Source organism: Rhizorhabdus sp. (assembly GCF_018006725.1).
Lineage (GTDB): Bacteria > Pseudomonadota > Alphaproteobacteria > Sphingomonadales > Sphingomonadaceae > Rhizorhabdus.
Window position 1 is genome coordinate 1 of the sequence record NZ_JAGMXV010000069.1, and the last position, 21645, is coordinate 21645.

Sequence of the window (21645 nt, forward strand, 5' to 3'; positions counted from 1 at the left end):
GCATCGCTCTGGTCCGACACATGAAATCGATCGGTCTCGATCTGCCCGTCATCGTCGTGTCGGGTCAGGCCGACGTGGCTATGGCCGTCGAGGCAATGAAGGCCGGCGCCGTCGAGTTTCTCGAGAAGCCGCTTCATGCGGAGCCATTGCGCGAGGCGGTGCGGATTGCACTGGACCGGACGCCCGCCCCCCGATCGCCAGAGGCCGAGCGCTATGTTCGGGTGGTCGAATCGCTTACCCGCCGCCAGCGCGAAGTGCTTACCGGCATTCTCGAGGGCCTGCCCAACAAGCTGATCGCCCATCGGCTGGGGCTCAGCGTCCGCACCGTCGAGGCCTATCGTGCCGCGATCATGGAACGCACCCAGACACGCAGTCTGAGCGAGCTGGTCCGGCTGGGGATCATGGCAGGTCTATAGACTGGCCGTAAGTCCGGCCTTGCCCAATCGGGCAATCGCCCCTTCGACCTCGGCAAAGGGCAGCGGTTTCGAGGCAACGAAGCCCTGGACATAGTCGCATCCCAGGTCACGCAATATCCGCGCCTGAGCCTTGGTCTCGACGCCCTCCGCAACGACCCGTTTGCCGAGACGATGCGACAGGAGAATCACACTCTCGACGATCGCGTGGTCCGCCGGATTGCTACCGAGAGCCTTGATGAAACTGCGGTCGATCTTCACCAGATCGACGGGCAGGTCGCGAAGGTGGCTGAGCGAGGCATAGCCCGTCCCAAAATCGTCGAACGCAATCCGAAAGCCATGGCCGTCCAGCAGTTCGATGGCCGTGCGAATCCGGTCGCCATGCTGGCCTATCAGTAGATCTTCGGTGATTTCGACACAGACGTCCTCCGGCACGATTTGTCCCGATCGCACGGCGTCGATCAGGGCTTCGACATAGCGGCCCTGCTTGAAGTCGCCCAAAGCCGCATTGACCGCGACGGAGCCGACCACCACGCCGCGTTCGCGCCATATCGCGATATCGGCCAGTACGCGTTTGAGCACCTGCCGATCTGCCAGCGCGACCAGTCGCTCATCGTCCATCGCTTCGCGAAACACGGCCGGCGACAGCAGTCCACGCTCGGGATGTTGCCAGCGCAGCAGTGCCTCCAGCTTGACTGGTTCGCCGGGCTCGATCGGCACGATGGGTTGATAATGCACCACGAGCTGTTGGTGAAGCAGGCCATGTTCGAAACTCGATTGCAGCGCAGCACGGCGCGCATTCCCCTCGCGCATCGCATCGCTGAAATAGACCGCACTGTTTCGACCCTGTGCCTTGGCAGCGTACAGCGCGATATCGGCATGTTTGAGGAGATCGCCGGGCGAGCGTCCTCCCTCGGGAAAATGCGTGACGCCGATCGACACGCCGAGCCTGTGTATTTCGCCATTCAGCGTCAGCGGACCATCGAGCGCCTCGTAGATCCGGCGGATCCGGTCTGTCTTTTCGCTGCGGCTGGGGCATTGGCGCAGGACGAGGGCGAATTCGTCTCCACCAAGACGGGCGAGGATATCGTCGGGATCGAGCGCCTGTTGCACGCGCTGCGCAAGTTCCTTCAGCAACTCGTCGCCAGCGGCATGGCCGAGGCTGTCGTTGATATCCTTGAAATTGTCGACATCGATGAGTCCGACGGCAAAGCTCTCGTTGCCGGCGCCGCCGATCAGCATCTCCAGATCGCTCAGGAAGTGCATCCGGTTCGGCAGGCCTGTCAGCGAATCGACATTGGCAAGCCGCCAGAGCCGCTCTTCAGCCTGCTTCTGTGGCGTGATGTCGAACCTGATCGCGGTATAGGTCTTGATGCGACCGTCCAGATCGCGATGCGGGACGATCGTCGTATCGACCCAATAAAGCTCACCGTCTTTGGCGCGGTTGCATATCTCGCCATGCCAGGTCCGGCCCCGGGCGATCGTGCGGTACAGATCGCGGAAAAATGCAGGATCGTGAAAGCCGGACCGCAATATCCGGTGGTTGGCGCCGATCAGTTCGGCTTCGCTATAACCACTGAGCTCGCAAAATTTGCGATTCACCGAGCGAATGGTGCCCTGCGTATCGGTCACCGCGACGATGGCGGCTTCATCGAGCGCTTCTCGATAGAAGGCCGCCCAATTCTCCGCCTCGCGGAAACGTGCGCTCGCGTCATTGGCGGGCTCGGCGATCAGCACGCCATGAACGGGAGCGGCCACCGATAATGGGGTTTCCTTCGTCGACGCCAAGGTGCGGAAGGACCGCCTCACGGCATCATGCCGTGGCTGGCGGCGCGCGACGAATGCGCAGCACCCGCACCGAGCCAGGCGGCAAGGCGACGAAAATACACCGGAGAGCAGAATTTCAGGCGGAGCCGTTCCGACGTGGCCCAGCGAACAGTGGCGGTGAACCGGCCGAGCCCCTCCAGCGCCAGCTCGACGACATCGCCAGCCGACAGCCTCATCGGCTCGGCAAGGCCGAGCCCGACACCTGCGAGGGAGATATTCTCCACGAACACCCGGCTCTGGTCATCCGCAGCAATCAGCCATCCGCCGCCGCGCACGTTGAAGCGCGGTGGCCTGCTCCGATGCAACGGCTCCGCCGCCCCGCCGAGCAAGTCTGCCGGATCGACCGGTGCGTCGAATTCGACGCCCGCCCTGCCATCGGCGCTCCAGCGAACTGTCGAAGCCATCGATGCGTCGGACTGGAACTGCAGTTCCAGCCGCTCGCCCGGATCGACGGGGAAATTGGTTTCGATCCGCGCGCCGCGGGCAGAGAAATTACGGATGATGCAGAGCGCCTCGCCCTGGGCTCCACAGATCCTGGCCACCTTGAACGTCGTCACATGTCGCTCGTCGCGCCGGCGACTGTCGGAATGCGGCATGCTGGACATTCTGATTCCCTTCCCTGTGCGCCCGAATTGCTCAGAACTGCGTCCAGTCGTCGCCGACCGCCCGGGCTGTGGGAGCAAGCGCCACTGGGGCCGGCACCGTCTTGACGCGCAACGGGCGCACGTTGGGCGCGGGTGTGGGCCGTGGTTGCGCGGTTCCACCCGTAAGCCTGAAGGATGCGACAGCCTCCACCAGTTCATGCGCCTCGTGCGCGAGCGTGCGGGCGGCCGCGCTGGACTCCTCCACCATCGCGGCATTTTGCTGCGTCATCCGGTCCATGTTCGACACCGCCCCACTGACCAAGCCGAGCCGGCCGGCCTGGATCTCGGCCGCTTCCGAAATCTCACCTGCCTGCTCCTTGATCTCCGCCACGCGGCCGGCGATCCGTTCGAGCGCCTTGCCGGTTCGTCCGACCAGGTCGACCCCGCGCTCTACCTGGCGTGACGATGTCTCGATCAGACCCTTGATATTCTGGGCCGCATCGGCAGACCGCTGCGCGAGCGCCCGCACTTCGTTCGCGACGACCGCGAAGCCACGCCCGGAATCGCCCGCGCGCGCGGCCTCGACGCCGGCGTTCAGCGCCAGCAAATTGGTCTGGAAGGAAATTCCGTCGATCAGATCGACGATCTGGGCGATCTGCCGGGCAGAGGACTCGATGTCGCCCATCGCCGTGACCGCCTCCTGGACGATCTCGGCGCCCTGCGATGCTTCTAGATGCGCCTTGCCGACCGTTTCGTTGACCGATGCCGCCCCCGACGCGGTGGTACGCACCGCATCGGTGATCTCCTTCATCGCTTCGGCCGTCTCCTCCAGGCTGGCCGCCTGCTGTTCGGTCCGCTGGGCAAGATCGTCCGACGCCTGGCTGATCTCGGCCGAGCCGATGCTGATGCTGTCCGAAGAACGGGCGACGCGTCCGATCGTCTCAGCCATCTGGCCGCGCATCGTCTCGAAATCGTCAGCCAGCTTGCGGTAATCCTCGGGCAGATCCTCGAGCCGCACGGTGAAATCGCCCGAAGCCAGCCGATGTAGCGCGGTGCCCAGCTTGTCGACCACAGCCGCACGACGCTCGCTTTCGACGCGGAAATAGGATGACAGCGCCACATCCATGTCGAGCAAGGCGGTCTTCACTAACGTACCGAGCATGTCGCTGAGCGCGCGGCCGTTCAACCGCGTCAGCAGACCCTGTGTAAGAACCTGCTCGATCACGCGCTCCAGCACGGCGGCGTAGCCGCCGATATACCAGGTCGGCTCCAGACCGATCGTGGCGTGGACCTGGCCGATCCGCTCGGCGCGCTCGAAATATTGGGCGTCGATACGCCGCGCAAACAGTTCGCGCCAATGCTCGAGCTGTTTGTCGCGGGCGTGGTCCGCATGTTTTTTCGAGGCGAAGAAGGACGCGATTTCGGGCGTTTCCGCGATATGCCGATAGAGATCGTCGAGCGCAGCCGACGCATATTCGGCGAGCACGGCACGGATCTTCGGAAAAGCCTCGTAATTCGCATCCGTCAGGCGGATGAAATCGAGCCGCCGCTCCATGCCCTTATGTCTGTCTTCCCGTTCGTTCATCCGGCAGCCCTTCCATTTGCTGCATGACGCCGATCGAACCGGGTAACTTTTTGTTAACCTATTGAACAATCGACTTATTCTGTCGGATTAATATCGCTACCAGAACGACGATATTGGGGAATCTACGATCTGCGGAACATACGTTCGGCGCGCTGGCACGGGATGCCATCGAGATCGGAGGCTTGGGAGTAGGGGGCGGCCGCAGGGGTGAACGACGGGGGAATCGTTCACTTTCGGGGGAGCCCTGCGGCCGTAAGGCAGACGCTGGGGGATGCCTCCCGGGGGAGAGGCGCGCGTCCGCCTAGGCGCCGCATTTGGCCCATTCCGCCCGCTGTCGCAATCCGGGACGCTTACTGCAGTAATAGTACCTAGCACCTGCCGATCAGTCGGGCAGGACCCAGGAAAGCGCCACAATCCGGCGCTGTTCGACGTCCACTCGCAGCCGCGCCGCATCGACGCCGCGCGCGATCAGCCCCGCGCGCACCGCCTCGGCTTTGGCCTCGCTGCCGCGCACGACGACCGGCAGCGACTGGCGCCGGATTGCCCAGGCACTCAGGTCGAGTGCGTCCCCATCCTCGGCAGCAACGGCATCGCCCTCCATTGCGATCGACGGCAAGGGCTGGGGCGGCGGCACGAGATAGATGGTCCAGTCCTTCAGGCCGGCCGTCGCCCGCGCCTCCAGTTGCCGGTAGAGTCCGAGCGTGGCGCCCTCGATCGGCTGAACCATCGCAATGGCCCGACGGCTGGCCCGGTCGACGATCACCGCATCGGCGGGAATACCGGCGATCGTCGCGAGGCGATCGGCGACCTTTTGCGCGATGAGATCGACCGAGGGCTGACGATCGCGTGTCTGGGCCGCCACGACCTGCGCGCTGTCCGCGTCGCCGCTGCCGATCCGAACCTGATCGACCGTCAGGCTCATCCGGCGCCGCAGATTGGTCGTCAGGATCGACTGGGCCTGCCGCTCGACCTCAGGGGCATAAGCGGGGGTCAATACGGTCGCAACGACCTTGATCGGATCGGCGCGGAAGTCGGTTTCGATGTCGCTGATGCGGGCTCCCGCCGGGAATTGGGCCTGCACCGTGTCGCGGATCTGGCGCGAGGCCAGCGCCTCCCAGGCGATCTGCCGCAGCGTGAGCGCGAGCGGCACGGCAAGCGCCGTAAGCCCGACGATCATCAGGATACTTTGCAACCGGGTATGCGCGGGGGTCAGGTGCGAGCCGAAACCGTAAAGCCGGGCGACGAAGGCGGCGGTCAGCCCGATCGTGACGAGGTTCGTCATGAACAGCAGCAACGCGCCACCCGCAATCGTCCAGTTGGCGGTGGCGATGCCGAAACCGACCACCGCCAGCGGCGGCATGAGGGCGATCGCGATGGCGACACCGACGACCGTCTCGCCCCGCCCGCGGATCAACGCATAGCTGCCGGCCAGCGCGGACAACAGGGCGACGAGCAGATCGAACAGATTGGGATGCGTCCGGACCGCGATCTCGCTGGTCACGGTCTGCACCGGCGACAGCACGACGAAAGCGGCGCACAACAGGATGGCGATGACCGCTCCCGCGCCCAGCGCGAACCCAGCGCTGCGCATCTCGTCGAAATCGAATGTCGCAAGCGCGAAGCCCATGCCGATGATCGGCATCATCAATGGCGATATGAGCATGGCACCGATCAGCACCGCGCTGGACGGAAGCAGCAGGCCCAGGATCGATATGCCCGCCGAAATGACCACCATCAGCGCATAGCGGGCCGACCAGCCGGCCTCCTGCGCGACCTTGCGCAGGACCGCGTCATGATCGACGGTCGCAATCGCCCGGTCGCGCCACCAGGCCCAGACCGGATTGCCCGAACGGGCATAGCCCGCGCTCTGCTGCGGAAGTTCCAATGCCATCTGCTCCCACCCCGCGACAATGGGTCCGTAACGACGGAGCATGATCGAGGTTGCAAGCCCGCTAAGGCGAACCGTGCCTCGCCTGCCCCGACCCGACCCGACCCGACCGAGAGCTTCCCATCGGCGTCCAGGCAACAGTGATTTTCTTCGTTGTGAAAAGCGGTTAGCAATCGGTCATCACGCTACAGGGGATTATCAATGCGCCGATCCATCGCTCTCGCCACCGCCCTGCTGATGGCCGCCACGGCACCACAGGCCATGGCCGCCGCACCGCAGGTCACGATGATCCATGCGGGCGCTCTGCTCGCCGAACCGGGCAAGGCGCCGCGCGGACCGAGCACGATCATCATCCGCGACGGCAAGATCGCCGAGGTGCGCGATGGTTATGCCGAAGCGCTACCGGGCGCGACGCTGGTCGATCTCAAGGACCGCTTCGTGATGCCGGGGCTCGTCGACATGCACGTTCATCTCTGGGGCATCGGCGGGGATCCGATGCGCGCGCGGATGGGAGCGCTCACCCGTGACGAAGCCGACGACATGCTGACCGCGATTGCCAATGCGCGGACCACGCTGGAGGCGGGTTTCACCACGGTGCGCGACCTGGGCGGCAATGCGCGCGGCATGCGGGCGATGCGCGAAGGCGTCGAACGCGGCGATATCGCCGGCCCGACCATCGTCAATGCGGGTGCGCCGATCTCGGTCTCCGGCGGCCATGGCGACCGCACCAACGGCCTGTCCGAGACCTTCGCCGAGGCGATGCACCAGCATGCGACCAACACCTGCGACGGCCCCGACGACTGCCGCCGCGCGGTGCGCGAACAGGTCGCGCTCGGTGCGCAGGTGATCAAATATATGTCGACCGGCGGCGTGTTGTCGAACGTCTCGGGCGGTTTGGGCCGGGCGATGACCGACGAGGAGATGAAGGCGATCATCGACACCGCCCATGGCCTCGGTCGCAAGGTCGCGACCCACAGCCATGCGGCGGCGGGCACCAAGGCCGCCATCGCGGCCGGCGTAGACACGGTCGACCATGGCACCTTCCTCGACGACGAGACGATCAAGGCGTTCAAGGCGAACGGCACCTGGCTGGTGCCCACCATGATCGCGCCGGTGACCGCCGTCGAGCAGGCCCGCGCGGGCGCTCTGCCCCCGGCCGTCATTCCCAAAGCGGAAGAGGCCGCCGCAGCCGCCTTCACCAACCATTCGAAGGCGATCGCCGCCGGCGTCAAGGTCGCCTTCGGCACCGACAGCGGGGTTTCGCGCCACGGCCTCAATGCGCGCGAGTTCACCCTGCTGGTCAAGGCCGGCATGACCCCGGCTGCCGCGCTCAAGACCGCCACGGTGAACGCCGCCGAGGCACTGGGTCGCAGCGCATCGATCGGCACGATCGAGCCGGGCAAGGACGCCGACATCATCGCGGTAGCGGGCAGCCCGCTCGAGGACGTGGCCAGGATGGAGAAGGTCGACTTCGTCATGCGCCACGGCGTGGTCCACAAGCTGGGCGGCGCGCGCGCGGTCTTCCCGCCCGCGAGCTAAGCGCCAACGTGCCGCCCGCCGACTGCTTCGAGGTCGACGCGACCTTGTGGTGCTGGCAGCCGAACCGAAAGGGAGGCGGCTGGCACTTCGTCACCATCGACGGGCAGACAGCGGCCGAGATGCGCTATGCCGCGCTCGGCCGCACCGGCGGCTTCGGCTCGATCCGGGTCGACGTGCGGATCGGCGGCACGCGCTGGCAGACCTCGGTCTTCCCGCACAAGGAAAGCGGCGGCTTCATCCTGCCGGTCAAGGCCGACGTCCGGAAGCGCGAGGGCCTGTCGGAGGGCGACGCCGTGACCGTGTCGCTCGCCATCTGACGGCGAAGCGGCGCGCAGCGCGCATGGACGGCAGCTACCGGTCGCAACGCAGCTTTGCTAGGCTGGCTGCGTGACCTGGCATTTCTGGATCGATCGCGGCGGGACTTTCACCGATGTCGTGGCCCGCGACCCGGCGGGGCGGATCATGACCGCCAAGCTGCTGTCCGAGGACCCCGAACGCTATGACGACGCGGCGGTCGCGGCGATCCGCCGGCTGACCGGCTGCGCGCAAGGCCCGCTGCCCCCGCTGGAGGTGCGGATCGGGACAACCGTCGCGACCAACGCCCTGCTCGAACGCAAGGGCGAGCCAACGCTGCTCGCGATAACCCACGGCTTCGGCGATGCGTTGACGATCGGACATCAGGAACGACCCGAGCTGTTTGCCCGCGCGATCCGCCGCGCCCCGCCCGTGCACGACCGCGCCATCGAGATAGACGAGCGCCTGTCCGCCGAGGGCGAGGTCCTGCGCCCGCTCGACCTTGAGGCAAGCCGGAGCGCCCTTCGCCAGGCCTATGCCGACGGCTATCGCGCCATCGCCATCGTACTGATGCACGGCTATCGCTACCCAGTGCATGAAGCTGCGCTAGCCGAGATGGCACGCGCCATCGGCTTCAAGCAGGTTTCGGCGAGCCATGCCGTCGCGCCCCTGATCAAGCTGATCGCGCGCGGCGACACCAGCGTGGTCGATGCCTATCTGTCGCCGGTGCTGAAGCGCTATGTCGCGGGCGTCCGCCGGGCGCTGGGCGACGGGCCGGTGCCGCTCTTCATGCAGTCGAACGGCGGGCTGATCGAGGGCGACACCTTTCACGGCAAGGATGCGATCCTGTCGGGGCCGGCGGGCGGAATCGTCGGCATGGCACGGACCGCGCTGGCGGCGGGCTACGATCATGTCATTGGCTTCGACATGGGCGGCACGTCCACCGACGTCTCGCTGTTCGCGGGCGATTATGAGCGCGAGACCGAGACACGCATCGCCGGCGCCCGCATCCGCGCGCCGATGATGAAGATCCACACCGTCGCGGCGGGGGGCGGATCGATCTGCCGCTTCGACCAGGGCCGCTTCCGCGTCGGCCCGGAATCGGCCGGCGCGCTGCCGGGCCCCGCCTGCTACCGGCGCGGCGGACCGCTGACCGTGACCGACTGCAACGTCATGCTGGGCAAGATCCAGCCCGATCATTTCCCCCGGCTGTTCGGCCCGGCGGGGGACGAGCCGATCGACCGGACGGCAGTCGAAGCGCGCTTTGCAGACCTGCTGGCCGAGGCAGGGACCGATATCGATCCGCGCATCGCGGCCGAGGGGATGGTCGCAATCGCCGTCGCCAACATGGCGCATGCGATCAAGGCGGTTTCGATCGGGGCAGGCCATGACCCGGCCCGCTTCACCCTCGCCTGCTTCGGCGGCGCCGGTGGCCAGCATGCCTGTCTGGTCGCCGACGCCCTGTCGATCGAACGGGTGATGATCCATCCGCTGGCCGGCGTGCTGTCGGCCTATGGCATCGGCCTCGCCGATCGCGGGGTGATCCGCGAGCGGAGTACCGCGCTGCGGCTCGACGATGCGCCGGGCCTGGCGAGCGAAGTCGAGGCCCTTGCTGCCGAGGCACGGGCCGCGCTTCCCGAAGCGACCGACATCGCCGCAACGGTGCTCGTTCGCTATGCGGCGAGCGATTCCGCCATCCCCGTGCCCCTCGCCGACGCCGCAACGATGCGCGCCACGTTCGAGACGGCCTTTTCGCGCCGCTTCGGCTTTGCCGGTCAGGGCGAACCGATCGTCGACGCGGTCCGGGTCGAGGCGCTGGTGAAGGGGGCAACCGGCACGGAGGCGGTCGTTACCCTGCCGCTGGATGAGCCGAGGCCGCTTGCGATCGTCCGCTGCTGGATGGACGGGGCCGAGCGCGCGACGCCGCTGTTCGACCGGGTGGCGATGCCCGCCGGCTTCGCGGTGGACGGGCCGGCCCTGATCGTCGATCCGGTCGCCACAACCGCCGTCGAACCGGGCTGGCGCGCGACGGTCGATGGCCTCGGCAATCTTATCCTCGATCGAACGGCCCCTCGCTCGCTATCGGCGGGCTTCGAGCAGAGCCCCGAGGCCGACCCGATCCGCCTCGAAATCTTCGCGGGCATGTTCATGGCGATCGCCGAGGAAATGGGGGCGGCGCTGCGCCAGAGCGCCTCGTCGGTCAACATTCGCGAGCGGCTCGACTTCTCGTGCGCGCTGTTCGACGCCGCCGGCAATCTCGTCGCCAATGCGCCGCACATACCCGTCCATCTCGGCTCGATGGGCGACAGCATCCGCACGATCATAGCGCGGCGCGGCGACGCCCGCGACGGACGCGGCATGAAGCCGGGCGACGCCTATGCGCTCAACGCGCCCTATCAGGGCGGTACGCATCTGCCCGATATCACCGTCATCATGCCGGTTTTCGTCGAACCGGACGATGCGGCTCCCGCCTTCTTCGTCGCGGCGCGCGGCCATCATGCCGATGTCGGCGGCATCAGCCCCGGCTCGATGCCGTCGACCAGCCGGACGATCGACGAGGAGGGCATCATCCTCGACAATGTTCTGCTGGTCGACGCGGGACGTTTTTGCGAGGCGGAGATGCGGGCGATCCTCGCCGACGACCGCTGGCCCGCGCGCAATCCCGACCAGAACATCGCCGACCTCGCGGCACAGGTCGCCGCCTGTACGCGCGGGGCCGATGCCTTGCGCGCGATGGCAGCCAGCCAGGGCCGTGCCGTCGTCTCGGCCTATATGGAGCATGTGCAGGCGAACGCCGAGGCCGCCGTCCGGGCGCTGATTCCCGGCCTGCGCGATGGCGAGGCTGCGGTGGAAATGGACAATGGCGCCGTCATCCGCGTCGCCGTCCGGATCGACGGCGATGCCAGCGTCATCGACATCGACTTTACCGGCACAAGTGCGCAACTGCCGGGCAACTACAATGCGCCGCTGTCCGTGGTGCGGGCGGCGGCCCTCTATGCGGTGCGTCTGCTGATCGACCAGCCCGTCCCGCTCAACGACGGCTGCCTGCGCCCGGTCACCCTCCACGTGCCCGAGGGATCGATGCTCAATCCGCGCCACCCTGCAGCGGTCGTGGCCGGCAATGTCGAGACGAGCCAGGCGATCACCGATGCGCTGCTCCTCGCCTTCGGCGCTATGGCGGGCAGCCAGGGGACAATGAACAATTTCACCTTCGGCGACGCGACCCACCAATATTATGAGACGATCGCGGGCGGATCGGGGGCCGGCCCCGGCTTCGATGGCTGCGCGGCCGTGCAGACCCACATGACAAACAGCCGCCTGACCGACCCGGAAATCCTCGAAAGCCGCTTTCCCGTGCTGGTCGAGCGTTTCGCGATCCGCACCGGATCGGGCGGAGCCGGGCAATGGCACGGTGGGGACGGTGCGGTGCGGCACATCCGCTTCCGCGCGCCGATGCATGTCGACATTCTGTCGAACCGCCGCCGCACCGCGCCCCCCGGCCTCGACGGCGGAGGCGACGGGCAGCCCGGCATCAACCGGATCGAGCGCGCCGATGGAAGGGTCGAGGACCTGCCCGCCACCGTGTCGGCCGAACTGGCGGCGGGCGACCTGTTCGTGATCGAGACGCCCGGCGGTGGCGGCTGCGGAACAAGGGACAGCTGATGCTGGTCCTGTCCGGCATCGTCATCATCGTCGCGGGCTTCCTGCTCCGCTTCAACCCGCTGCTGGTCGTGCTCGTCTCGGCGATGGCGACCGGGCTCGCCGCCGGGATCGGCCCGCTCGACCTGCTCGCCGCCTTCGGCAAGGCGTTCAATGACAGCCGTTATGTCACCGTCATCTACATGGTGCTGCCGGTGATCGGCCTGCTCGAACGCCACGGATTGCAGGAGCGTGCGCGGACGCTGATTGCCGGGCTCAAGGGCTTCACCGTCGGGCGGCTGCTGCTCGGCTATCTGGCGTTCCGGCAGATCACGGCGGCGCTCGGCCTCGTCTCGGTCGCGGGCCATGCGCAGACGGTCCGCCCGCTGGTCGCCCCGATGGCGGAGGCCGCCGCGCAACAGCAGACCGGCGAGACGGAGCGAGACGAGGAGGCCGCCGCCATGGCCGCCGCGACCGACAATATCGGCCTGTTCTTCGGGGAGGACATCTTCATCGCGATCGGATCGATCCTGCTGATGAAGGGCGTGCTCGAAGGCTATGGTATCTCGATCGAACCGCTCCACCTGTCGGTCTGGGCGATCCCGACCGCGATCGCCGCCTTCCTGATCCACGGCCTGCGCCTGTGGCTGTTCGACCGGCGAAAGTCGCGCCGATGATCGGGCTCAACGCGGTCTATCCCTTTGCCGGGCTGATCTTCCTCGCCTTCGCCGCCTCGGCGCTGCGCGACCGGAGCAACCCGAAGCGATTGGGCAATGCCGGCTTCTATGCGCTCATCGCGCTCAGCCTGATCGCAGGCGACCGTCTCGGCGATCTCGGGAACGGCGTTCTCGTCCTGGGTCTCGTCTCCCTTGCCGGGCTCGGCCTGATGGGACGCGGCGCATCCGCCTCGACCTCGCCCGAGCAGCGCAGCGAAGAAGCGGGGCGGCGCCGCAACCGGCTTTTCGTGCCGGCGCTGATCATTCCCGTCACTGCGCTCGCCGGCACGCTGGCGTTCAAACAGCTGCCGACCGCCGTGGACCCGAAGCAGGCGACGCTCGTCGCCCTGAGCCTGGGCGTCATCCTCGCGCTCGGTACCGCCCTGCTCTGGTTCCGGCCGCGCCCGATGACGGCGTTCGACGAGGGGCGGCGCCTGATGGACGGGGTCGGCTGGGCCGCCGTCCTGCCACAGATGCTGGCGAGCCTCGGCACGGTCTTCGCGCTGGCCGGCGTCGGAGAAGTGGTCGGCGGTCTGATCGGCGCAATGATCCCGCAGGGCAGCCTGATCGGCGCGGTCCTCGCCTATACGCTCGGCATGGCGCTGTTCACGATCGTCATGGGCAACGCCTTCGCCGCCTTTCCGGTGATGGCGGCAGCGGTCGGCATCCCCTTGCTGATCCGGGGTGCGGGCGGCGATCCCGCGATCGTCGCTGCGATCGGCATGCTCGCCGGCTTCTGCGGGACGTTGATGACCCCCATGGCCGCGAACTTCAACCTCGTCCCGGCGGCGCTGCTCGACCTGAAGGATCGCAATGCCGTCATCCGCGCGCAGATCCCGACCGCGCTGCCGCTGCTCGCGGTCAACATCGCCCTGCTCTACTGGCTCGCCTTCCGCTGACCCCGCCCGGACGCCCCTACCCATGACGACAGCCCTCACTTCCGCGCTTGCCTCGTCCTTCGCCGCGATGACGCTCGGCCATCTCGGCCGGCAATGGCCGTACAAGCTCGACCATGTGATGACCGGGCCGGAGGACGTGCGTGCGCCGATCGACCTCCACCCGATCTTCCATGGCAGTTTCGACTGGCACAGCTGCGTCCATGGCTGGTGGCAGGTCATGCGCCTTCTGCGCCGTTTCCCGGCGCTGGCACAGGCGGAGGAAATCCGCGCGCGGGCAGACGCGATGCTGGTGCCCGACAAGGTCGCGGGCGAACTCGCCTATCTGGCGCGTCCGGCCTCGGGCGGGTTCGAACGGCCCTATGGCTGGGGCTGGCTGCTGGCCCTGCACGATGAGCTAATCCGCCATGACCAGGATCGCTGGGCCAGAACGCTTGCCCCGCTGGCGGAAGCCTTCGCGTCACGCTTTGCCGCCTATTTGCCGAAGCTAACCTATCCGATCCGGGTCGGCACCCATTTCAACAGCGGCTTCGCGCTGATCCACGCGCATCGCTGGGCGCGACGCCACGACCCCGCGCTGCGCGCGCTGATCGAGACGCGCGCACTCGACTGGTTCGGCGAGGATCGCGGCTGCCAGGCGTGGGAGCCTGGCGGGGACGAGTTCCTCTCACCCGCCCTGACCGAGGCGCATCTGATGCGCGAGATATTGCCGCCGGATCGCTTCACCGACTGGTTCGACGCCTTCCTCCCGACAATCTCTCAAACGCTGCTAACCCCTGCGTTCGTCTCGGACCGGAGCGACGGCAAGATCGCCCATCTCGACGGTCTCAACCTCAGCCGGGCGTGGAGCTGGCGCGCTATCGCCTACGGCTTGCCGGCCGATCACCCCGTGCGGTCCACCGCAGCCGACGCGGCGGCACGCCACGTCGCTGCGGCGCTGCCCCATCTCGGCGACGACTATATGGGTGAGCATTGGCTGGCGAGCTTCGCCCTGCTGGCGCTCGACGATCTGCCGGAATGAGCCCAAACGCCCCGATCTTGTTTCAATTCCCGGCCCCGCGCGGCTAGAGCCTCGGCGGACCAGAGGAGACGCCCCCATGACCGCGCTGCAGGACCTGTCCTTCGAGCAATTCCCGTTCCGGACCTTCGACAAGCTGCGCTATTCCGACACAGACCGGCAGGGGCATGTGAACAACGCGGTCTTCTCGACCTTCCTCGAAACCGGACGAGTCGAGTTCCTCTACGATGCCGTCCGCCCGCTGCTGGCGGTGCAGGCGGCGTTCGTCATCGCCAATCTGAACCTGCAATTCGTCTCCGAGATACGCTGGCCGGGGCAGGTCGACATCGGCACGGCGGTGCTACGCGTCGGGACCAGTTCGCTCGGTCTCTACCAGGGGCTGTTCCAGGAGGGGCGCCGCGTCGCCTCGGCCGAAACGGTGATCGTCCAGATGGATGAGGCGACCCGCAAATCCTGCCCGCTGTCGCAGGATGCCCGCGATTTCCTGTCGCATCACCTGATCAAGGCGGACTGAGGGCAGCTGAGCCGAGAAAGTCGCGCAGCAGGGCGATGAAATCCTCGCGCCGGTCGTGGTGGACCCAGTGGCCGGCATCGGCGAACAGCTCGACCCGCGCATTGAGGAAATGCTCGGCGCGACCGTCGATCGCCGGGTTGGACGCCCAGCTGTCGGCGCCATAAACGAGCAGCACGGGACAGGCGATCGCCGCCCACATCAACTCCTTGGTCGTATACGGTATGTCGACGCCATTGGGCGGGAACAGCGCCGGGTCATGTTTGAGGCGCACCGTGCCGTCCGGATTGTCGCGCGCCGCGTGAAGCGAGAGATGCTCGACAGTCTCGGGCGTCAGGCGCGGATCGATCTGGCGCATCCGCTCGAACAAGGCGGCGCGGTTCGGATAGTCGCGCGGTCGGCGGGCGAGATGGCGGGCGCGCTCCTCCAGATAGTCGCGTAGCAGCGCCAGCTGGTCCTGCGCGGCGCGGCGGGCGACGACCTCGGGCGAGTCGCCGAGCCCCTCGATATTGACGAGGCGCGTCACCCGGTCCGGGTAGAGGCCCGCAAAGCGCGTGACGATGTTGCCGCCGAGCGAGTGGCCGACCATCGCGCAGGGCGGAAGATCGAGCGCGCGGGTTATCGCGGCGAAATCCTCGAGATAGGCGAACAGATCATAGCCGCCGTCGCGCGACCATTCGCTGTCGCCATGCCCGCGCAAGTCGGGGACGATGACCCGATGGCTGTCGGCAAAGGCGCGTGCGACCCAGTCCCAACTGCGGGCATGATCGCGCCCGCCATGCTGGAGGATCAGCGGCGGGGCGGAAGGGTCGCCCCATTCGACGATGTTGAGCCGGATGCGGGGGGCATCGATCTGGTAGCTGCGCGGTTCTGCCATGCCCCTGCGATAGGCGCTGTCGGGCGCCGGACCAAGCCCCGCGCCGCCCACCCGGCCGCAATCCCGTTCGGGATCGCGGGTTGACGGTGGCCGGTCGCGGCGACATGCCCTCGATGGATGCGCCTCGTCCTTCGCCTGCTGAAGGGGCTCGACCCCTTCCTCGTCCTGTTGACGCTGGTCGTCGTCATCGCCTCTTTGCTGCCGGCGCGCGGCCAGGCGGTCGCCTGGTTTGAGGGCGCGACCGATGTTGCGATCGTACTGCTCTTCTTCCTGCACGGCGCCAAGCTGTCGCGCGAGGCGATCCTGGCGGGGATCGGCAACTGGCGACTGCATCTGCTCGTGCTGGCCTCGTCCTTTCTGCTCTTCCCCCTTCTCGGCTGGACGCTTGCGCAGAGCGCGACGGCTGTCACGACGCCGGAGATCGTCTCGGGCCTGCTGTTTCTGTCCTTGCTGCCCTCGACGGTACAGTCCTCGATCGCCTTCACGGCCATGGCCAAGGGCAATGTGCCGGCCGCTGTCTGTAGCGCCTCGCTGTCGAACATCGTCGGGATCGTGCTGACCCCGGTGCTCGTCGGCCTGCTGATCCATGTTCCGGGGCAGGCGCCGGGCATTTCGACCGACGCGATCCTGTCGATCATGCTCCAGCTGTTGCTGCCCTTCGTCGCCGGGCACCTCTCCCGCCCGCTGATCGGCGACTTCGTCGCACGCCATCGCGCGATCCTCTCTTATGTCGATCGCTCCTCGATCCTGCTGGTGGTCTACACCGCCTTCAGCGCGGCGGTCGTCGGCGGCATCTGGCAGCGGACCGAGGCGGCCGACCTGCTCGCCATCCTTCTGCTCAGCGCGGTGCTGCTCGCGCTGGTGATGGGCACCAATCTCTTCATCGCCCGGCGGCTCGGCCTGCCGCGCGGGGACGAGATCGTGCTGCTGTTCTGCGGGTCGAAGAAAAGCCTCGTTTCGGGCGTGCCGATGGCCGGGGCCATCTTCGCGCCCGCGCAGGTCGGGATCATCATCCTGCCGCTGATGATCTTCCACCAGCTACAGCTGTTCGTCTGCGCGGTGGCGGCAGGCCGCTACGCCCGGTCCGACCCGGCGACACGCTAACACCTGCCTCGCCATTGAGCGTTTCGGCGAGTATCCGCAGCGGGTGTATCGATCCGGCTGGCGATCAGCGGATCATCGTGTACTTCTGTCAGCCATGACCGATCTCGACTCCTTCGTCACCGGCCTGCCGAAGGCCGAACTCCATCTGCACATCGAGGGCAGTCTCGAACCCGAGCAGATGTTCGCGCTGGCGCGGCGCAACCGCATCGCGATCCCGTTCAAGAGCGTCGAGGAACTGCGCGGCGCCTATAGCTTCTCGCGCCTGCAGGACTTTCTCGACATCTATTATCAGGGCGCCGACGTGCTCCGCACCGAGGAGGATTTCCGCGATCTCGCCCTCGCCTATTTCGACCGCGCGGCCGCCGACAATGTCCGCCATGCCGAGATCTTCTTCGACCCGCAAACCCACACCGATCGCGGCATCCCCTTCGGCGTCGTAACCGACGGCCTGCTCGCAGGCATGGAGGAGGCGGAGCGGCGGCATGGACTGACGAGCAAGCTGATCCTCTGCTTCCTGCGCCATCTCGACGAGGAGGCGGCGCTGGCGACGCTCGCGGCCGCCGATCCGTGGCTGGGCCGCATCGCCGGAGTCGGGCTCGATTCGTCCGAGGTCGGCCATCCGCCGTCCAAATTCGCGCGCGTCTTCGCGCGGGCCGGAGAGATGGGCCTGCTCCGTGTCGCCCATGCCGGCGAGGAAGGCCCGCCGACCTATGTCCATGAGGCGCTCGACGTGCTCCATGTCGATCGGCTCGACCATGGCAATCGCGCGCTGGAGGATCCGGATCTCGTCACCCGGCTCGCACGCTCCGCGATGACTCTGACGGTGTGCCCGCTGTCGAACCTCAAGCTGTGCGTGGTCGACGACATCGCCGCGCATCCGATCGAGGCGATGCTGCGGCTGGGCATCAGGGCCACGATCAATTCGGACGATCCAGCCTATTTCGGCGGCTATGTGAACGACAATTATCGCGCGCTGATCCCCGCCGGACGGCTCGACGCGCGCGATTTCGCAACGCTCGCGCGCAACAGCTTCCTGGGGTCCTTCCTCGACGACGGTGCGATCACGCACCACCTTGCCGAGCTCGACGCCTATATCGCGACCGCACTTTGAACCGACCCCATTGAACCGAGGACGCCGATGCCGACCCTGACCCCCGTCGACCAGCCCGAGTTCCTGACTGCGGTCCACTATGTCGCGGCGCGCATCCGCGAGAGCGGCTGGCAGCCGGACTTCATCATCGGCGTCGGCCGGGGCGGCCTCACCCCCGCAGTCTATCTGAGCCATGCGACGGGCATCCCCATGTTGTCGGTCGACCACAGCTCGCAGCTCCCCGATTTCTCCGCCGAGCTGCTGGTCAAGCTGGCGGGACGGAGCGCCACCGACCGGCTGCTGTTCGTCGACGACATCAACGACAGCGGATCGACCATCACCCATATCCGCGCGGCCGTGACGGCGGCAGGCGGCACGCTCGACAATGTCCGCTTCGCGACGCTGATCGACAATGTCGTCTCGACCGAGCGGGTGGATTATCGCTTCCGCACGATCGACCGCACCGTCAACAAGGACTGGTTCGTCTTTCCCTGGGAACAGATGTCGCCGGTCGACAAGGTGCTCGAGGATTCCGAGGTCGTGCCGCAGCGGCTGGCCTGATTGCGCTCAGCCGGGATCGATCGTCCCGGCGGGAAGGTGCAGGCCGCGCCGGATGCCGATCGCATTAAGGAAGGCCTCGTCATGGCTGACGACGAGGAGAGCCCCGTCATAGGCTAAGAGCCCAGCCTCGACCGCCTCGACCGCTTCCAGATCGAGATGGTTGGTAGGCTCGTCGAGCATCAGCAGCGGCGGCGGACTTGCCCCGCCCAGCACGCAGGCCAGCCCGGCGCGGAGCAGCTGCCCGCCGCTGAGCGTCCCCACGATCTGGTCCGCCGCCTCCGCCCGGAAGCGGAACCGCGCGAGTGCCGCGCGGCAGCCATTGGCCGTCGCCTCGGGATGACGCAGCGCGAAATTGTCCGCGATCGAGAGGCCACGGTCGAGCAGCGACACCTGCTGGTCGAGCAGCACCGCCCCGAGCGGGCAGCGCACCGTGCCACTCAGCGGCGGCAGTCGGCCGGTGAGCGTGGCGAGCAGCGTACTCTTGCCCGACCCATTGGGCCCCACGATCGCGATGCGTTCCGGTCCACGCACCACCAGATCGAGCGGCGTCGCGAGCGGCCGGCCCGGATCATGGCCGAACCGCAGTGCCTCCAAGGCAAGAACGACGCGATCACCAACCAGGCCGGTCGAGGGCAAGGCGATGCGGATCGGCTCGACGACTTCCAGCCGCGCCCGGGCCTCCGCCAGCGCCTCGCTCGCCTCTTCGCGTTGCCGTTCGGCGGTGCGGATATGGGCGCCACCGCTTTCCTCGGCCTGCTGCCGCCGCTTGCCAAGGAGGATCTTCGGCATGTCACCGCGCCCCGCCTTGCGCCGGCCGCCGGCATCCCGCCGCGCCTGCCGCTCGCTGACGATCTGGGCCTTCCGCCCGACCTCCTCCGCGCGCCGTGCGGCAGTCGCGACATCGTGGCGGGTAACCTCCAGCTCGGCGTTCTTCTGCGCCCGATAGTCGGTCCAGTTACCGCCATAGCGGGCCGCACCGAGGCTCGACAGTTCGACGATGACGTCCATATGGTCGAGCAGCTCGCGGTCGTGGCTGACCACGATCGCGCCATGTCGCCAGCGGATGAGGAGGTCGATCACCGCCCGCCGCCCCTCGCGATCGAGATTGTTGGTCGGCTCGTCGAACAGCAGGAAATCGGGCGCGTCGAAGGCGGCAGCCGCGAGTGCCGCCCGCGTGCGCTGACCGCCGGACAGCGATGCCAGCGGTGTATCGGGTCCGACCGCCAGGCCAATGTCCGCCAGCGCCTCCTCCAGCCGCGCTTCGAGCGTCCAGTCCGCCTCGGCCATTTCGTCGACGGACGCGTCGCCCGCGAGGGCGCGCGCAAGCAGGGCCAGCGCCTCCCGCCGCCCGAACAGATCGGCGACGGTGAGTCCGGGCGGGGGTTCGACCAACTGGCGCAGCACGGCGACGCTGCCTTCGACGGTGACCTTGCCCGAACGCGGCGCGATCTCGCCCGCAATCAGCCGCAGCAGGGTCGATTTGCCGACGCCGTTGCGGCCGACAAGGCCACAACGCTCACGCCCGAAATGAAGGTCGAGACCGTCGAAAAGCGTCCGCCCGTCAGGAGTGGCGAAGGACAGCCGGGAGAGATGGATCGAGGAAGACATGATGAACGACCTTGCTGACGAAGCTTATGGGCTTTGCTGTCAGGGGGAGGTTCATCGCGTCGATCCTTCGCAGGCCGCCGGCACCGTACCGACCCACCGCATATAAGCCCGACGGCCCGATCCGCCAAATTCGCCGCAGCTGGCGGCTTCAAATGGGCGCGGACATCTGGTCTACAATGAGGCCATGACGATGATCCGATTCGCCCTTTCCGCCTTGCTCTGCCTGTCGGCCATGCCGGCCGTCGCGCAGGATGCTCCCGTCGCTGCGCCCGCTCCGGCCGCTGCTCCCGCGCCGGCCCCAGCGCCCAAGCCCGCGACGGTGCAGGTCAGCATCCTGACCAGCGAGGGACCGATCCTGCTCGAGCTTGAAAAGGAACGCGCGCCGATCACGACCAACAATTTCCTGCGCTATGTCGACAGCAAGCGGTTCGACAATTCGACTTTCTACCGCGCCGTCGCGGTGCCCGGCGCGCCCGAGCTCGGCCTCGTCCAGGGCGGGATCAAGTTCGACCCGAAGAAGGTCTTCCCGACGATCGCGCACGAACCCACGACCAAGACCGGGCTCAAGCATGTCGACGGCACCATCTCGATGGGCCGCAACGCTCCGGGCACGGCAGCGGGCGACTTCTTCATCGTCGTCGGCGACATGAGCTATATGGACGCCAACCCTTCGGCGCCCGGCGACAATGTCGGCTATGCGGCCTTCGGCCATGTCGTCCAGGGGATGGAGGTGGTGAAGAAGATCCTCGCCGCCCCGCGCAGCCCCACGCTCGGCGAAGGGGTGATGAAGGGGCAGATGCTCGCCCCCGCGATCAAGATCATCAGCGTGCGGCGCGTCGCCGCCCCGCCCAAGGCGCCCTGATCGCTCAGCCGGCGAGCAGGTCGCGATGCCCCTCGCGGAGGAGCGCCTTCTGCACCTTGCCCATTGCGTTCTTCGGCAGAGCCTCGACGAACAGGATCGCGCGCGGCTGCTTGTAGCGGGCGAGCTGGTCGGCAAGACCAGCGCGGATCGCCTCGGCATCGGCGAAACCCTTTTCGCGCGGCACGACGATCGCGACCGGCGCCTCGCCGAGGTCGCGGTGCGGTACCGCGATCACGGCCGACTCGTGCACCTGGGGCAGTTCGTCGAGCGCAGTTTCGACCTCGGCCGGATAGACATTGTAGCCACCCGAGATGATCAGGTCCTTGGCGCGCCCGACCAGCGTGACATAGCCGCGCGCGTCGATGAAGCCGAGGTCGCCCGAGATGAAATGGCCGTCGCGAAACTCGGCGGCGGTCTTTTCCGGCATCCGCCAATAGCCCTTGAAGACATTGGGGCCCGCGATCTCGACCACGCCGACCTCGCCCACCGGCATTTCGGCGCCCGTATCGGAATCAGCGATGCGGATCGACACCCCCGGCAGCGGCAGGCCGACGGTGCCGGCGATCCGCTCCCCCTCATAGGGGTTGGAGATGTTCATGTTGGTCTCAGTCATGCCATAGCGTTCGAGGATCG

The 21645-nt window shown here is 67.2% G+C and carries 19 protein-coding genes; 12 read left to right on the top strand and 7 right to left on the bottom strand.

Translation table 11 applies throughout. The annotated features are described in order from the left end of the window. The coding region (locus tag KAY22_RS11540; RefSeq protein WP_296623486.1) for a LuxR C-terminal-related transcriptional regulator at positions 1-416 on the top strand (416 nt) is incomplete at its 5' end. On the opposite strand, the gene KAY22_RS11545 is transcribed toward KAY22_RS11540, so the two are convergent. The 4 genes from KAY22_RS11545 to KAY22_RS11560 all read right to left on the bottom strand — a co-directional run bounded on the left by KAY22_RS11545 (position 411) and on the right by KAY22_RS11560 (position 6300). Next, positions 411-2171 carry an EAL domain-containing protein gene (locus KAY22_RS11545; protein WP_296623488.1) on the bottom strand — a complete coding sequence of 587 codons (1761 nt, stop codon included), beginning with the start codon at positions 2169-2171 and terminating at the stop codon, positions 411-413. The genes KAY22_RS11540 and KAY22_RS11545 overlap by 6 nt on opposite strands. A gap of 47 nt (positions 2172-2218) precedes the next feature. Then, positions 2219-2845, bottom strand: coding sequence for a PilZ domain-containing protein (locus KAY22_RS11550; RefSeq protein WP_296623491.1), 627 nt, complete (start codon positions 2843-2845; stop codon positions 2219-2221). Between the two features lie 31 nt (positions 2846-2876). Further along, entirely contained in the window at positions 2877-4409 is a 1533-nt protein-coding gene (locus tag KAY22_RS11555) for a globin-coupled sensor protein (protein ID WP_296623492.1), read from the bottom strand. 382 nt (positions 4410-4791) lie between these two features. Continuing rightward, the gene (locus KAY22_RS11560; RefSeq protein ID WP_296623494.1) at positions 4792-6300 is read right to left on the bottom strand and encodes a DUF389 domain-containing protein; all 1509 of its coding nucleotides are present in this window, start codon (positions 6298-6300) and stop codon (positions 4792-4794) included. A 198-nt stretch (positions 6301-6498) separates the two neighbouring features. On the opposite strand from KAY22_RS11560, the gene KAY22_RS11565 reads away from it, so the two are divergent. From KAY22_RS11565 to KAY22_RS11595, 7 genes are all read left to right on the top strand, one after another. Then, complete coding sequence (locus KAY22_RS11565) at positions 6499-7836, top strand: amidohydrolase family protein (protein WP_296623496.1); 1338 nt, start codon at positions 6499-6501, stop codon at positions 7834-7836. Positions 7837-7844: 8 nt separating this feature from the next. Then, the gene (locus tag KAY22_RS11570; RefSeq protein ID WP_296623498.1) at positions 7845-8153 is read left to right on the top strand and encodes a DUF1905 domain-containing protein; all 309 of its coding nucleotides are present in this window, start codon (positions 7845-7847) and stop codon (positions 8151-8153) included. A 70-nt stretch (positions 8154-8223) separates the two neighbouring features. Continuing rightward, on the top strand, positions 8224-11793 hold the full coding sequence (locus KAY22_RS11575) for a hydantoinase B/oxoprolinase family protein (protein WP_296623501.1): 3570 nt from the start codon (positions 8224-8226) through the stop codon (positions 11791-11793). Beyond that, positions 11793-12446 (top strand): DUF969 domain-containing protein, encoded by a 654-nt coding sequence (locus KAY22_RS11580; RefSeq protein WP_296623503.1) that lies wholly within the window; start codon positions 11793-11795, stop codon positions 12444-12446. Before KAY22_RS11575 ends, KAY22_RS11580 begins: the two co-directional genes overlap by 1 nt. Beyond that, positions 12443-13384: a DUF979 domain-containing protein gene (locus KAY22_RS11585; protein ID WP_296623505.1), complete on the top strand. Its 942-nt coding sequence runs from the start codon at positions 12443-12445 to the stop codon at positions 13382-13384. Before KAY22_RS11580 ends, KAY22_RS11585 begins: the two co-directional genes overlap by 4 nt. A gap of 22 nt (positions 13385-13406) precedes the next feature. Beyond that, a complete protein-coding gene (locus KAY22_RS11590) occupies positions 13407-14402 on the top strand; it encodes a DUF2891 domain-containing protein (protein ID WP_296623507.1) in 996 nt (331 codons plus the stop codon). 76 nt (positions 14403-14478) lie between these two features. After that, the gene (locus KAY22_RS11595; RefSeq protein ID WP_296623510.1) at positions 14479-14913 is read left to right on the top strand and encodes a thioesterase family protein; all 435 of its coding nucleotides are present in this window, start codon (positions 14479-14481) and stop codon (positions 14911-14913) included. Here the strand turns inward: KAY22_RS11595 and KAY22_RS11600 are convergent. Continuing rightward, a complete protein-coding gene (locus KAY22_RS11600) occupies positions 14900-15787 on the bottom strand; it encodes an alpha/beta hydrolase (protein ID WP_296623511.1) in 888 nt (295 codons plus the stop codon). The two genes, KAY22_RS11595 and KAY22_RS11600, sit on opposite strands and share 14 nt — an antisense overlap. A 117-nt stretch (positions 15788-15904) precedes the next feature. On the opposite strand from KAY22_RS11600, the gene KAY22_RS11605 reads away from it, so the two are divergent. The 3 genes from KAY22_RS11605 to KAY22_RS11615 all read left to right on the top strand — a co-directional run bounded on the left by KAY22_RS11605 (position 15905) and on the right by KAY22_RS11615 (position 18542). Then, on the top strand, positions 15905-16891 hold the full coding sequence (locus tag KAY22_RS11605; RefSeq protein WP_296623513.1) for a bile acid:sodium symporter family protein: 987 nt from the start codon (positions 15905-15907) through the stop codon (positions 16889-16891). A 94-nt stretch (positions 16892-16985) separates the two neighbouring features. After that, positions 16986-18002, top strand: coding sequence for an adenosine deaminase (locus tag KAY22_RS11610; RefSeq protein WP_296623516.1), 1017 nt, complete (start codon positions 16986-16988; stop codon positions 18000-18002). 27 nt (positions 18003-18029) lie between these two features. Beyond that, positions 18030-18542 (top strand): phosphoribosyltransferase domain-containing protein, encoded by a 513-nt coding sequence (locus tag KAY22_RS11615; protein ID WP_296623518.1) that lies wholly within the window; start codon positions 18030-18032, stop codon positions 18540-18542. 6 nt (positions 18543-18548) lie between these two features. Here the strand turns inward: KAY22_RS11615 and KAY22_RS11620 are convergent, their stop codons facing one another. Then, entirely contained in the window at positions 18549-20150 is a 1602-nt protein-coding gene (locus KAY22_RS11620) for an ABC-F family ATP-binding cassette domain-containing protein (protein ID WP_296623520.1), read from the bottom strand. 184 nt (positions 20151-20334) lie between these two features. Here KAY22_RS11620 and KAY22_RS11625 point away from each other — a divergent pair, with 184 nt between their 5' ends. Beyond that, the gene (locus KAY22_RS11625) at positions 20335-21012 is read left to right on the top strand and encodes a peptidylprolyl isomerase (RefSeq protein WP_296623522.1); all 678 of its coding nucleotides are present in this window, start codon (positions 20335-20337) and stop codon (positions 21010-21012) included. A gap of 4 nt (positions 21013-21016) precedes the next feature. Here the strand turns inward: KAY22_RS11625 and KAY22_RS11630 are convergent. After that, the coding region (locus KAY22_RS11630; protein WP_296623524.1) for an AMP-binding protein at positions 21017-21645 on the bottom strand (629 nt) is incomplete at its 5' end.

Excerpts from the sequence above, each read along its gene's own strand:
- KAY22_RS11550 (WP_296623491.1), bottom strand. The coding sequence starts at position 2,845 with ATGTCCAGCATGCCGCATTCCGACAGTCGCCGGCGCGACGAGCGACAT.
- KAY22_RS11555 (WP_296623492.1), bottom strand. The coding sequence starts at position 4,409 with ATGAACGAACGGGAAGACAGACATAAGGGCATGGAGCGGCGGCTCGAT.
- KAY22_RS11560 (WP_296623494.1), bottom strand. The coding sequence starts at position 6,300 with ATGGCATTGGAACTTCCGCAGCAGAGCGCGGGCTATGCCCGTTCGGGC.
- KAY22_RS11565 (WP_296623496.1), top strand. The coding sequence starts at position 6,499 with ATGCGCCGATCCATCGCTCTCGCCACCGCCCTGCTGATGGCCGCCACG.
- KAY22_RS11580 (WP_296623503.1), top strand. The coding sequence starts at position 11,793 with ATGCTGGTCCTGTCCGGCATCGTCATCATCGTCGCGGGCTTCCTGCTC.
- KAY22_RS11585 (WP_296623505.1), top strand. The coding sequence starts at position 12,443 with ATGATCGGGCTCAACGCGGTCTATCCCTTTGCCGGGCTGATCTTCCTC.
- KAY22_RS11590 (WP_296623507.1), top strand. The coding sequence starts at position 13,407 with ATGACGACAGCCCTCACTTCCGCGCTTGCCTCGTCCTTCGCCGCGATG.
- KAY22_RS11595 (WP_296623510.1), top strand. The coding sequence starts at position 14,479 with ATGACCGCGCTGCAGGACCTGTCCTTCGAGCAATTCCCGTTCCGGACC.
- KAY22_RS11600 (WP_296623511.1), bottom strand. The coding sequence starts at position 15,787 with ATGGCAGAACCGCGCAGCTACCAGATCGATGCCCCCCGCATCCGGCTC.
- KAY22_RS11605 (WP_296623513.1), top strand. The coding sequence starts at position 15,905 with ATGCGCCTCGTCCTTCGCCTGCTGAAGGGGCTCGACCCCTTCCTCGTC.
- KAY22_RS11610 (WP_296623516.1), top strand. The coding sequence starts at position 16,986 with ATGACCGATCTCGACTCCTTCGTCACCGGCCTGCCGAAGGCCGAACTC.
- KAY22_RS11615 (WP_296623518.1), top strand. The coding sequence starts at position 18,030 with ATGCCGACCCTGACCCCCGTCGACCAGCCCGAGTTCCTGACTGCGGTC.
- KAY22_RS11620 (WP_296623520.1), bottom strand. The coding sequence starts at position 20,150 with ATGTCTTCCTCGATCCATCTCTCCCGGCTGTCCTTCGCCACTCCTGAC.
- KAY22_RS11625 (WP_296623522.1), top strand. The coding sequence starts at position 20,335 with ATGACGATGATCCGATTCGCCCTTTCCGCCTTGCTCTGCCTGTCGGCC.